At 50.8% G+C, this 12,565-nt stretch carries 13 protein-coding genes; all 13 read left to right on the forward strand.

Annotated features, from left to right (window positions below; genetic code table 11):
- Positions 1 to 1,982, forward strand: a 1,982-nt coding sequence (locus Q0R37_RS12320) for a glycoside hydrolase family 48 protein (protein WP_294754775.1), incomplete at its 5' end; no start/stop codon positions are given.
- A gap of 188 nt (positions 1,983 to 2,170) precedes the next feature.
- Entirely contained in the window at positions 2,171 to 3,049 is an 879-nt protein-coding gene (locus Q0R37_RS12325; RefSeq protein ID WP_294754776.1) for a YicC/YloC family endoribonuclease, read from the forward strand.
- 6 nt (positions 3,050 to 3,055) lie between these two features.
- Positions 3,056 to 3,313: a DUF370 domain-containing protein gene (locus tag Q0R37_RS12330; protein ID WP_294754777.1), complete on the forward strand. Its 258-nt coding sequence runs from the start codon at positions 3,056 to 3,058 to the stop codon at positions 3,311 to 3,313.
- Positions 3,306 to 3,911, forward strand: coding sequence for a guanylate kinase (gene gmk, locus Q0R37_RS12335; protein WP_294754778.1), 606 nt, complete (start codon positions 3,306 to 3,308; stop codon positions 3,909 to 3,911). The genes Q0R37_RS12330 and gmk overlap by 8 nt, the downstream gene beginning before the upstream one ends.
- Positions 3,904 to 4,116, forward strand: a complete 213-nt coding sequence (gene rpoZ / locus Q0R37_RS12340; protein WP_294754779.1) for a DNA-directed RNA polymerase subunit omega — start codon at positions 3,904 to 3,906, stop codon at positions 4,114 to 4,116. Before gmk ends, rpoZ begins: the two co-directional genes overlap by 8 nt.
- The gene (gene priA / locus Q0R37_RS12345) at positions 4,074 to 6,566 is read left to right on the forward strand and encodes a primosomal protein N' (protein ID WP_294754780.1); all 2,493 of its coding nucleotides are present in this window, start codon (positions 4,074 to 4,076) and stop codon (positions 6,564 to 6,566) included. The genes rpoZ and priA overlap by 43 nt, the downstream gene beginning before the upstream one ends.
- A gap of 23 nt (positions 6,567 to 6,589) precedes the next feature.
- Positions 6,590 to 7,057, forward strand: a complete 468-nt coding sequence (gene def / locus Q0R37_RS12350; RefSeq protein ID WP_294754781.1) for a peptide deformylase — start codon at positions 6,590 to 6,592, stop codon at positions 7,055 to 7,057.
- Positions 7,057 to 7,983: a methionyl-tRNA formyltransferase gene (fmt, locus tag Q0R37_RS12355; protein ID WP_294754782.1), complete on the forward strand. Its 927-nt coding sequence runs from the start codon at positions 7,057 to 7,059 to the stop codon at positions 7,981 to 7,983. The genes def and fmt overlap by 1 nt, the downstream gene beginning before the upstream one ends.
- Before the next feature lie 12 nt (positions 7,984 to 7,995).
- Complete coding sequence (locus Q0R37_RS12360; RefSeq protein ID WP_294754783.1) at positions 7,996 to 8,676, forward strand: zinc metallopeptidase; 681 nt, start codon at positions 7,996 to 7,998, stop codon at positions 8,674 to 8,676.
- On the forward strand, positions 8,676 to 9,971 hold the full coding sequence (rsmB, locus tag Q0R37_RS12365) for a 16S rRNA (cytosine(967)-C(5))-methyltransferase RsmB (RefSeq protein WP_294754784.1): 1,296 nt from the start codon (positions 8,676 to 8,678) through the stop codon (positions 9,969 to 9,971). The genes Q0R37_RS12360 and rsmB overlap by 1 nt, the downstream gene beginning before the upstream one ends.
- Positions 9,972 to 9,975: 4 nt before the next feature.
- On the forward strand, positions 9,976 to 11,034 hold the full coding sequence (gene rlmN / locus Q0R37_RS12370; RefSeq protein WP_294754785.1) for a 23S rRNA (adenine(2503)-C(2))-methyltransferase RlmN: 1,059 nt from the start codon (positions 9,976 to 9,978) through the stop codon (positions 11,032 to 11,034).
- Positions 11,031 to 11,756 (forward strand): Stp1/IreP family PP2C-type Ser/Thr phosphatase, encoded by a 726-nt coding sequence (locus tag Q0R37_RS12375; protein ID WP_294754786.1) that lies wholly within the window; start codon positions 11,031 to 11,033, stop codon positions 11,754 to 11,756. Before rlmN ends, Q0R37_RS12375 begins: the two co-directional genes overlap by 4 nt.
- A 16-nt stretch (positions 11,757 to 11,772) precedes the next feature.
- A partial coding sequence (locus Q0R37_RS12380; protein ID WP_294754787.1) for a protein kinase occupies positions 11,773 to 12,565 on the forward strand: 793 nt, incomplete at its 3' end.

A 12,565-nucleotide genomic window follows, 5' to 3' on the forward strand; every position in this document is an offset into this window, starting at 1 on the left:
CATTCATCAATACCTTCCAGAGAGGTGAGCAGGAGTCTTGTTTCGAGACTGTTCCCGCACCTTGTCTTGAGGAACTCCTCTGGGGTATGAAGAGCACAGATAAGGATAACGGTAACGGTATCAAGGCTATCTTCAACGGCAAGGACAAGGTACCTTCACAGTACTCCTTCACAAACGCTCCTGACGCTGAGGACCGTTGTATCCAGGCTGTTCACTTCGCTAATATGTACAACGCAGGCGACTCAAGCGTATCTACTCTCGCAGGTAAGATGGGTGACCAGTGCCGTAACGATATGTTCGATAAGTACTACAAGAAGATCGCTAAGGACACAAAGATCACTGATTCTTCAGCAGGTATGGACTCCAAGCACTACCTCATGTCATGGTATACCGCTTGGGGCGGAGCTCTCAAAGCAAGCTACGGCGATTACGGCTGGGCTTGGCAGATCGGCTGCTCACATTCACATCAGTTCTATCAGAATCCTCTTGCTGCTTACGCTCTTCTCTATGACAGCGATATCAACTCAGGTATGAAGGCTAAGGATGCTGATTCAGACTATAAGGAGTCTCTCAAGAGACAGATCGAAATGTATCAGTGGCTCCAGTCAGTTGACGGTCCTTTCGCAGGCGGCTGTACAAACAGCTGGAGAGGCCGTTACGAGGAGTATCCTTCAGGCCACGCTACATTCTATGATATGGCTTACGTTCCTCATCCTGTATACGCTGACCCGGGTTCAAACCACTGGATCGGTAACCAGGTATGGTCAACTCAGCGTCTTGCAGAGCTCTACTACTATGTAGTAACAAACGGCGACAAGTCAGGTCAGAAGTACGGCGGACTCGATCTCGAGACAGCTCTTGACAAGCTCCTTGAGAGATGGATCGCTTGGTTCGAGAAGAATACTCAGTTCGATTATGAGGACGAGAACGGCGTTACACATACTTACGCTATCCCATCAACTCTTAACTGGGGTTCAAGTGATACAGACTACACCTGCACACCTGATACCTGGGAAGGCACATATAACGAGAACGGCAACCAGAAGCTTACCTGCAAGATCGGCGGTTACGGTCAGGGAGACGTTGGATGCGTATCCTCACTCTGTAATACTCTTATCTACTATGCTAAGGCTAAGAATGTTGATGCTAAGTTCGCTAACAGCGATGACGGTACAACAGTAGCTGAAAAGGCTCTCCGCCTTGCTAACAAGCTTCTCTCGGCTCAGTACAACGAGGGTCGTGACGATATCGGTCTCACATTCACAGACTGCAACCCAAGCCTCAAGAGAGTATTCGAGGAGAAGGTTTATATTCCTGATTACTACAGCGGCGAAATGCCTGACGGTTCTAAGCTTGAGCCCGGCGCTACATTCTCATCTATCCGTAAGAGCTACGAGGATGATAAGATGTGGCAGGAGTGCAAGAAGTACTACGAGGGTAATGGTACAGATAACAACGGTGACGGCAAGGTTGACGTTGCTGACTATCAGTTCCAGTATCACAGATTCTGGCACGCTGGTGATGCAGTTGTTGCTTACGGTACAATGGCTCTCCTCTTCCCTGAGGTTACACCTGATAATGGCGGCGAGACAAATACTACCACAACAACAACAACAACTACTACTACTACTACTACTACTACATCCACAACAACCACAACTTCTACAACATCCAAGAAGGATGAGGAGAAGACAACTACATCTACAACAACCACTAAGAAGGGTGACGATATCAAGGTTACTAAGTGGGGCGACGCTAACTGCGACGGCGATGTAGATATGGCTGATGCTGTTCTTATCATGCAGTCACTTGCTAACCCGAACAAGTACGGCGTTGGCGGTTCAGACTCTAAGGCTATCACAGAGCAGGGCAAGATCAATGCTGACGTTGATATCAGCAGCAAGGGCCTTACTTCAAACGATGCTCTCCGCATCCAGGAGTATCTCCTTAAGAAGATCTCTACTCTCGATCCTAACGCTTAATCGTTAACAGATCATAATTAAAGCTGCACGGCTATGCTGTGCAGCTTTTTTATGTCCGCAAAAGTGTGTCATACCCCAATATTTTCAGAAAAAGCTTGCATTTTTACGCAAATGATGTTATAATATTATAATAGCATTTTTATGCGGAAAAATATACTTAATTCAATTACAGGAAAGCAGGCGATAAGGTGCTTAGAAGTATGACAGGCTACGGAAGAGCCCAGCAGATATTGAACGGAAGAGATATCCTCGTGGAGATACGCTCCGTTAATCATAGATATTACGAGTACTCGTCAAGAGTGCCGAGGACTTACAGCTATATAGACGAAAAGCTCAAGGCTTTGCTTAAAACAGGCATATCCCGCGGAAAAGTGGAGATCGCCGTAACTATAAACAACATCGAAGGCAGAGATACCGAGATCGCTGTGAACAAGGGTGCGGCAGAGGGCTATGTGAACGCTCTCAGAAGCATTGCGGACGAGCTCGGAGTCGAGGACGACATCACGCTCTCAAAGCTGATGAAGCTTCCCGATATATTCAATATACAGAAAACTCCCGACGACGAGGAACAGGTGTGGGAGGACGTTTCAAAGGTGGCTCTTGAGGCTATCGGAAGATTTGTGGAAATGAGACAGGTCGAGGGCGAGCGCCTTAAGGCTGACATAACAGAAAAGGCTGAGGGCATACTTGCTATGGTGGGCAAGGTGGAGGAGCTTTCTCCAAAGACTGTTGAGAATTACAGGAACAGGCTCTACAAAAAGCTCAGCGAGGTCCTTGAGGGCAGAGAGGTGGACGAGCAGAGAGTGCTTACCGAGGCTGCCGTTTTTGCCGAAAAGATCGCTGTTGACGAGGAAACTGTCCGCCTGAGGAGCCATATCGCTCAGCTGGAGACTATGCTGGCAGGCGACGACGCTGTGGGCAGAAAGCTGGATTTTATCGTACAGGAAATGAACCGCGAGGTAAATACTATCGGCTCCAAGGCTCAGGACCTCAACGTAACAAAGGTCGTTGTGGACATGAAGGCAGAGATCGAGAAGATACGCGAGCAGATACAGAATATCGAGTAATACGTCATGAAGCTTATAAATATAGGATACGGCAATATGGTCTCAGCCGAAAGGATAGTCACGGTGGTGAGCCCCGAATCAGCTCCCATAAAAAGGCTCGTTCAGGAAGCCCGTGACGACGGCAGAGCCATTGACGCCACATACGGAAGAAAAACAAGAGCAGTCCTTGTGATGGACAGCGGACATATTATCCTGTCGTCACTCATCACGGAAACTCTTGCTGCAAGAATAAACGGCTCGGGAGGAGCGGACGACAATGAATAAAGGCAGACTTATAGTCTTTTCTGCGCCATCGGGCTGCGGAAAGGGCACAATGCTGGAGGAGATACTCAAGGACGAGAGGTTCGCGGTATCAGTTTCAGCTACCACAAGAGCTCCCAGAGAGGGCGAAAAGGACGGTGTGAATTATCACTTCCTTACCCGTGAGGACTTCGAGCAGCGCATTGCCGACGGAAAGTTCATAGAACACGCGGAGTACTGTCAGAACCTTTACGGCACTCTCGTAAGCGAGGTCGACGGCAGACTTGAACGTGGACTCAACGTGATCCTCGAAATAGAGCCGCAGGGCGCTATGAAGATACGCGAAAAACGTCCCGACGCTGTGTTCATATTCGTCGTGCCTCCTTCAATCGGAGAGCTTCGCCGCAGACTTAAAAAGCGCGGCACAGAGACCGATGAGGTCATAGAGGAACGTGTTTCAAAGGCTGCATGGGAGATATCTCAGGCCGAGAAATACGATTATGTTATAGTCAATGACGCCCTTGAGGACGCAGTAAGCGACTTCTTCGCCGTAATACGCGGAGAACAGCTTAAGGTGGACTTCTCGGGAGATATTATAGAAGAGGTGTTGAAAAATGCTTAGACCAGCAGTAAATCAGATCATCACAAAGAATGAGAGCTGTTATTCGCTCGTTATCGCTGTTGCAAAGCGCGCAAGACAGATCTCGGAGGAGCTTTACGAGAAAGGCGAGACCCTTGAGGAGAAGCCCGTAAAGACAGCTGTTGAGGAGCTTGCAAGCGGCAAGTGCAAGATCGTGAACACAGCAGCTCAGCCGATCAGCGAATAATGCCCCTTATAGCGGAGACTGCGGTAAGCGGAACAGCCTATTCCTTTGATATGCTGTTCAGCTATGCTGTTCCCGAAAAGCTGGCGGCAAAGACCGCCTGCGGCTGCAGGGTGCTCGTGCCCTTCGGCAAGGGCAATACGCGAAGGATAGGCGTCGTTATGAAGCTTTCCGACGGTGATGCAAAAGGTCTGAAATCCCTTGTTTCGCTTGTGGATGAAGAGCCTGTTATTTCCGCGGAGCTTCTCAGACTTGCCTTCTATCTGCGCGAGAATACTTTCTGCACTTACTTTGATGCGGTGAAAACTATGCTTCCGCCTGCCATGAGCGTAAGTGCAAAAGAAACATTCAGGATTGTTAAGAATTTCACGGATATTGCTTCTCTCAGCCCCGGAGCTGCCGAGCTGCTGCAAACGCTTTCATGTGCTGCGGACAGCAAGGAGCTGAACAGACTGGCAGAGGAGCATATCATTGATAACGGAAGGCGGCTCACAGACGAGCTCTGCGACGCAGGCGCACTTGAATCGGACAACGTGTTCAGGCAGAATGTGGGCGACGCGGCAGTGAGAATGGTCCGCCTTACGGACAGGTATATCACTTCTCCCGAGAGCTTTGACCTTACGCCGAAGCAGAAGCAGGCAGCGGATTTCCTCGGTGAGTACGGTACGGCGGCAGTCAGGGAGACTGCTTATATGTGCGGTATCACGGATTCTGTCATAAAGCGGCTCTGTACAAACGGCGCGGCTGAGGAATACGAAGCCGAGGTGCTCAGAAGGGTGGAGGACCTCTCCGACGAGAAGAGAAGTCCCGAGGATTTAGTCCTTTCGGAGGAACAGCAGAGCGCAAGAGACACTGTCCTTGCACAGCTCCGCGGGAAAAAGCCTGCGGTATTCCTGCTTCACGGCGTTACGGGAAGCGGCAAGACCTCTGTTTTTGAAAAGCTCATAGACGATACCGTTAAAATGGGAAGGCAGGCAATGCTCCTCATTCCCGAAATAGGACTTACTCCCCAGACTCTCAGACGCTTCCGCTCGCTTTTCGGCGAGAGAGTTGCCGTGATACACAGCGGTCTTTCCCTCGGTCAGAGACTTGACGAATACAAGAGGATAAAACGCGGTGACGCGGATATAGTAATAGGTACGAGGAGCGCGGTTTTTGCTCCCCTCGGAAATATTGGCCTCATTATTATAGATGAGGAGGGAGAGCGTTCGTACAAATCCGACAGCTCCCCGAGATATCACACCCATGACATTGCCAAGCAGCGCTGTGCGTACCACAATGCGTCCCTCCTGCTGGCTTCGGCAACGCCTTCCATAGAGAGCTATTACCTCGCCGAAAGGGGAGCGTACAGGCTTATCGAAATGAAGGAGAGATACGGCAATGCTCCGCTTCCCGAGGTAAGCATAATAGATATGAACCTTGAGCGCGAAGCAGGCAACCGCACGGAATTCAGCCGCAAGCTGGCTGAGGAGATAAGCGCCAACCTGAAAAAGGGAGAGCAGTCCATACTTCTGCTCAACAGGCGCGGCTATCATACCATTATAAGCTGCTGCGACTGCTATCAGCCCGTGTACTGCCCTAACTGCTCCGTACCTCTTACCTACCACAAGAAGAACAACAAGCTGATGTGCCACTACTGCGGATACGTCAGCGAGCCTGTGGATACCTGCCCGTCCTGCGGCTCGAAGCACCTGAAAAATATGGGCTTCGGCACACAGAAGCTGGAGGAGGAGCTCTCCACATTTTTCCCGACGGCGCGTATACTGCGTATGGACGCGGATACTACTTTTTCACGCTATTCCTACGAGAAGAGCTTCACGGAATTCCGTGAGGGGAAATACGATATAATGATAGGTACTCAGATGATAGGAAAGGGGCTTGATTTCCCCAATGTCACGCTGGTGGGAGTGCTTTCCGTGGATAAGGCGCTGTATGCGGGTGATTTCCGCAGCTACGAGCGCACCTTCTCCCTTATCACTCAGGTTGTGGGGCGCGGAGGACGCGGTGAGCGCAGCGGACGCGCGGTATTGCAGACCTTTATACCCGAGCACTATGTCATGAACCTTGCTGCGGCTCAGGACTACAAGGGCTTCTACAATGAAGAGATCGCCATACGCCGCGCAATGATATTTCCGCCCCTTTGCGATATGTGCATTTTCTGCTTTTCGGGAAATGAGGATATATCCGCAAGGCTCGGTGCGGAGGCTGTGCTGAGGCTAATGAATGAGAAGCTCAGGGAACTGCAGCCGAAAACGCCCGTGCGTGTGCTCGGACCTGTCCGCTGCTCATACGGCAGGATAAACGGCAAGTACCGCTACAGGATAATCATGAAATGCAAGAACAATGCCGAAATGAGAGGCTTTATAAGAGGAGTCCTCACAGACGCGGCAAAGCTGAAAGAGATGAAAAGTATTGCCCTTTACGCCGATATAAACGGCGACGTGGGCGTATAAGAAGTTAAGAAGGATATGGTAAAATGGCTTTAAGAAGAATATTGACTGATAAAGACGAGATGCTCCATAAGGTCTGCAAGCCTGTGGAAAAATTTGACGAGAAGCTCGCACAGCTCCTTGATGATATGCATGAGACCCTCAACAAGGCCGAGGGCGTGGGGCTGGCTGCTCCGCAGATAGGCATTTGCCGCAGAATATTCATCATGCATCTTGGAGAAAATGATATAGTGGAAGCTATCAATCCCGAGGTCACAAAGAAAGAGGGAAAACAGCGCGTACAGGAGGGCTGCCTTTCATGCCCGAATGTATGGGGCTATGTCACACGTCCCGCGTCCTGCCATTTAAAGGCTCAGGACAGGAACGGCAACTGGTTCGAGCGTGACTTCAACGAGCTGGGCGCACAGTGCACCTGCCATGAGAACGACCACCTTGACGGTCATGTATTTACCGAGATAGTTGAGGAATTCTTCGTACCCGAGGAGAGCAAATAATGAAAATAGTTTTTATGGGAACACCCGATTTCGCAGTACCCTGTCTGCGTACTCTTGCAGAGAGCGGACATGAGGTGGCGGCGGTGTTTACACAGCCCGACAAGCCCAAGGGAAGAGGCTATAAGATGATACCTACTCCCGTAAAGGCTGCGGCGCTTGAATACGGTCTTCCCGTATATCAGCCCTTGTCGCTTAGGAAGGGCGAGGCCGCCGAGGAGGCTATGAGGATACTCCGCGAGGCTGCTCCCGAGCTCATAGTCGTAACGGCTTACGGACAGATACTCCCGAAGGAGATACTGGAGCTGCCGAAGTACGGCTGTATCAATATACACGCATCGCTCCTGCCGAGATACAGGGGAGCTGCTCCCATAAACTGGGTGCTCCTCAACGGCGAAAAGGAAACGGGCGTTACGTCCATGCAGATGAGCGAGGGACTTGACACAGGCGATATGCTCATAAAGAGAGCAACTGATATAGGCGAGAACGAGATCTGTGAGGAGCTCTACGCAAGGCTTTCCGCTATGGGCGGAGAGGTGCTTGCGGAGACTGTTGCCGCTGTTGAAAAGGGTACTCTCTCTCCCGAGAAGCAGGACGACAGCCTGAGCTGCTATTCTCCCATGATACGCAAGGAGATGAGCGCTCTTGATTTCAGCAAAACGGCTGCGGAGGTACACAATACCATACGCGGAGTAACGGGCTTTGCAATGCTGGAGGGCAAGCGCCTGAAGGTGTTCCGCTCGGAGATAGCAGAGGGCACATACAACGCCGAGAACGGTGCTGTTGTAGATACAAAGCGTTTCGCCGTGAAGTGCGGCGACGGACGGGCGGTCATATTCCGCGAGGTCCAGCCAGAGGGCAAAAAACGCATGAACACAGAGGACTTCCTCAGGGGCAAAAAGCTCACAGAGGGAGAGATACTTGCATAAGGAGGAAAAAATATGCAGCTCTTACTTTTACTTATTATGATCCTTCTGCCGATAATCGCGCAGATAAACGTAACATCGACCTTCAACAAGTACAGCAGGGTAAGCAATTCAAGAGGTCTTACAGCTGATCAGGTGGCAAGAATGATACTTGATTCAAACGGACTTCACCATATACAGATCGAGCATATCTCGGGAAACCTCAGCGATCACTTTGACCCGCAGGCAAATGTGGTAAGACTTTCGGATTCATGCTACGGTCAGACGTCTGTTGCGGCTATCGGAGTCGCAGCTCATGAGTGCGGCCATGCCTGTCAGCACGCCGAGAACTACACTCCTATCGTGCTCAGGAGCAAGCTCGTTCCCGTAACAAATCTGTGCTCGCGCTTATGGTACTTTGTTCTTCTCATAGGTGTTTTTATAAGCAGTATCGCTGCAAGAGCAGGAATGCCCTTTCTGTACGCTTCTATAATAATGTTTGCGGCAGTAGTCGTTTTCCAGATAGTTACTCTCCCTTGTGAGTTCAATGCAAGCGACAGAGCACTCAAGACCCTTGAGCGCGACGGTATACTCGAAATGTCCGAGGTACCTCAGGCTCAGAAGGTGCTCAAGGCAGCAGCTCTTACCTATGTTGCAAGTCTTGTTACATCTATAATCCAGCTTCTCAGACTTCTTGCGTCTGCAAGAAGAAGATAATGACAGACCCGCGGTATCTTGCTGTAAAGCTTCTGGATAAGACATTCGGCAGCGGCAGCTATTCAAATTTGCAGCTTGACAGCGGTCTGAAAGGCTCGGACCTTGACGAGCGCGGCAGGAAGCTGTGCTCGGCTGTATACTACGGAGTTATCGAGCGCAGGCTCACCCTCGACCATATCATCGGCGGTCTGAGCTCGCGCCCCATAGATAAGCTGGACAGCATAGTGCTGAATATACTGCGCTGCGGCGTTTATCAGACAATGTACATGGACAGCGTTCCCGACAATGCGGCTGTCAACGAGAGCGTGGCTCTTGCAAAGAAGTTCCGCAAAACAAGCGCGTCGGGAATGGTGAATGCGGTGCTGAGAAACTTTATCCGCGGCGGTAAGGAGCTCAGGCTCCCTAAGGACAGTACAAAAGCCATGTCTGTTAAGTATTCCGCGCCTGAAGGGCTTGTGAAAAGTCTCATGGAGGACTACGGCAGCGGCGCGGCGGAGAGCTTCCTTGCGGCTTCTCTTGAAAAGTCAGTGACATATATCCGCAGAAATCCCCTGCGCTGCACCGAGGAAGAGCTCCTTGCGGCACTGGGCGGCATAAAAGCGGAAAGGTACGGCGAGAACTGCTTCACCGTGGAAAGCGGCGACGTCACGGCGACGGAAGCCTTTAAAAAGGGATATTTCCATGTTCAGGGGCTTGCCTCACAGCTTTGCTGTCAGGCGCTGTCACCCGATGAAAATGATACTGTCCTTGATATATGTGCTGCTCCCGGAGGAAAGACCTTAACTATGGCGGAGCTCATGAACGGCAGGGGACAGATATACGCCTTTGACCTCCACGAAAAACGTGCGGAGCTCATACGCAGGGGCGCTGAGAGACTCGGTCTCACAAATATAAAGGCAGCGGCAGGGGACGCGACTGTATTTAACTCCGAGCTGCCGAAATTCACGAAGATACTCTGCGACGTCCCGTGTTCGGGACTGGGAGTCATCGGCAGCAAGCCCGAGATAAAGTACAAGGATATCTCTGATTTTGCGGGGCTCCCCGATATACAATACAGGATAGTGTGCAATGCACTGAATTATCTCGAAGGAGGCGGCACTCTCGTCTACTCCACCTGTACGGTGAGAAAAGCCGAGAACGAGGCGGTCTGCGAAAGGCTCCTGCGGGAGCACCCCGAGCTTGAAGCCGCACCGCTCCCCGAAATGCTTGGTGAGAGCTTCGGCACTATGGCGACGCTCATGCCGCCGAAGTTCGGCAGCGGATTTTTCATTTCCAAATTCAGAAAAGTAAGGTGATAAATTGGAAAAAGTCGATATCCTCAGTCTTGACCTTGCAGAGCTTGAGGAGGCTCTTGCTGCTCTCGGCGAGAAGAAATTCCGCGCTAAGCAGATATTTCAATGGCTTCACGTAAAAAGGGTCCTTGATTTCGACAAAATGACTGATATATCTATCCAATTGCGCTATACTTTACAAGAAAAATTTTGTATAAATGGACTATTTATACAGAAAAAGCTTGAATCTGCTATAGATAATACGGTAAAATATCTTTATAGGCTTTCAGACGGCAATTTTGTGGAGACCGTCCTGATGGAATACAGCTACGGATACAGCATATGTGTTTCAACTCAGGTGGGCTGCAAAATGGGCTGCAATTTCTGCGCCTCCGCCATTGCGGGATACGTCAGGAGCCTTGCTCCCTCGGAGATCCTTTTGCAGATATACGAGGCTGAGCGCGATTCGGGCAAAAAGGTGTCGGGAGTGGTCCTCATGGGCATCGGAGAGCCTCTCGACAATTTCGATAACGTAATGAAGTTCCTTGAGCTGCTGTCACATAAGGACGGCAATGATATGAGCCTTCGTCACGTGTCTCTCTCCACCTGCGGCATAGTGCCGCGTATCTATGAGCTGGCAGACAGAAAGCTCCAGCTGACCCTTTCAGTGTCGCTCCACTGTGCGGACAACGAGGGCAGGAGCGCTATCATGCCCGTGAACAGAAAATACGACCTTGCAAGCCTTATAGAAGCTTGCAGATACTATATCGGCAGGACGGGACGGCGCGTCACATTCGAGTACGCCGTTATCGACGATGTCAATTCATCTGCGGCAGACGCCGACAAGCTGGCTAAGCTGCTGCACGGTATGAACTGCCATGTGAACCTTATCCCCGTCAATAAGGTAAGGGAACGAAATTATCGTACAGCCCGCTCGGGAGTTGCTGAGTTTGCAAAGCAGCTGGGCAGGCGGGGGATAAATGCGACCGTGAGAAGAACTCTCGGGAGCGATATCGAAGCGGCGTGCGGTCAGCTCAGACGCGACGCCGACAAACAAAGCAAACAGAATGGGGGTGCGGATACTTGAGGTTTCGCTTCGGTACGGATATCGGACTGGCGCGCGAGGAAAATCAGGACGCGGTCAGATGCGAATATTTCGGCCATAATGTACTCGCCGTCGTGTGTGACGGCATGGGCGGCGAACGCGCAGGCAAGGAAGCCGGCGAGCTTGCCGTGGAAGAATTCTTTCAGCGGTTTTCGGCTGACTACAAGGAGAGCCTCAGTGATGAGGATATCCGCAGGCTCCTTATCTCCTCGGTATCGGCAGCCAATTCCGTGATCTATACGCGGGCGAGGTTCGAGTTCAGGAACTTCGGCATGGGTACGACCTGTGTGGCTGCATTCGTCACCAATAAAACTGCCTTCATTGCCAATGTCGGTGACAGCAGAGCATATCTGATAACCGACACGGGACTATATAGGATAACCACCGATCATAATGTCGCCTCGGTGCTCTTTGAACAGGGCAAGATAACCGAGGAGGAAATGGAGGTACACCCTCAGAAGCATATGCTCGTCAGGGCGGTGGGCGTCGAAAAAACGGTGCTTACCGACACGTTCATGCTTGACTATGAGGATAAGATCAGTCTGCTGCTGTGCTCCGACGGACTTTCGGGATATTGCAGTGACGATGAAATATACAACGTCATACTGAATTCTGATTTTGATGATGTTGCAGACGAACTAATCAAATTATCGCTCTCCAAGGGCGGCCGCGACAATGTTACCGTTGCGGTGATTTCTGACTAACGCAGGAGGAAAGGAAATGGACAAGAATATTGGCAAAAAGCTCGACGGCAGGTATGAAATTACCGAGCTTATCGGCGTCGGAGGCATGGCTGAGGTATATAAGGGCGTCGATGTTATCGACAACAAGACCGTAGCCATCAAGATACTGAAAAAGGAGTACGCTGAGAACGAGGAGTTCCTTCGCCGCTTCAGGAATGAGTCTAAGGCTATTGCAGTGCTCTCTCACCCTAATATCGTAAAGATCTACGATGTAGGCTTCTCCGAGAAGATACAGTATATCGTAATGGAATATATTGACGGTATTACGCTGAAGGAGTACATCGAGGAGGAAAAGGTCCTCACATGGAAGGATACCGTACACTTCGTTATACAGATACTCCGTGCTCTCCAGCACGCACATGACAAGGGCATAGTTCACCGCGATATCAAGCCGCAGAATATCATGATGTTCACTGACGGCACTATCAAGGTCATGGACTTCGGCATTGCAAAGTTTGCACGTGAGGAAGGCAAAACAGCTACTGATCAGGCTATCGGCAGCGTTCACTATATCAGCCCCGAGCAGGCAAGCGGTAGCGTTACAGACGCAAAGAGCGATATCTACTCCGTAGGCGCTATGATGTATGAGATGCTCACGGGAAGAAAGCCCTTTGACAGCGATAACCCCGTTGCTATAGCTGTTATGCATATGCACGATATCCCCGAGCGCCCGAGAGCTATCAATCCCGATATCCCCGATGGTCTTGAGGAGATCGTTCTCAGAGCTATGGAAAAGGCTCCCGAGGACAGATACCAGACAACTGCCGAGA

Origin of the sequence: uncultured Ruminococcus sp. (assembly GCF_946415235.1) — a bacterium.
GTDB lineage: Bacteria > Bacillota > Clostridia > Oscillospirales > Ruminococcaceae > Ruminococcus.

Excerpts from the sequence above, each read along its gene's own strand:
- Q0R37_RS12330 (WP_294754777.1), top strand. The coding sequence starts at position 3,056 with ATGAAGCTTATAAATATAGGATACGGCAATATGGTCTCAGCCGAAAGG.
- gmk (WP_294754778.1), top strand. The coding sequence starts at position 3,306 with ATGAATAAAGGCAGACTTATAGTCTTTTCTGCGCCATCGGGCTGCGGA.
- rpoZ (WP_294754779.1), top strand. The coding sequence starts at position 3,904 with ATGCTTAGACCAGCAGTAAATCAGATCATCACAAAGAATGAGAGCTGT.
- def (WP_294754781.1), top strand. The coding sequence starts at position 6,590 with ATGGCTTTAAGAAGAATATTGACTGATAAAGACGAGATGCTCCATAAG.
- fmt (WP_294754782.1), top strand. The coding sequence starts at position 7,057 with ATGAAAATAGTTTTTATGGGAACACCCGATTTCGCAGTACCCTGTCTG.
- Q0R37_RS12360 (WP_294754783.1), top strand. The coding sequence starts at position 7,996 with ATGCAGCTCTTACTTTTACTTATTATGATCCTTCTGCCGATAATCGCG.
- rsmB (WP_294754784.1), top strand. The coding sequence starts at position 8,676 with ATGACAGACCCGCGGTATCTTGCTGTAAAGCTTCTGGATAAGACATTC.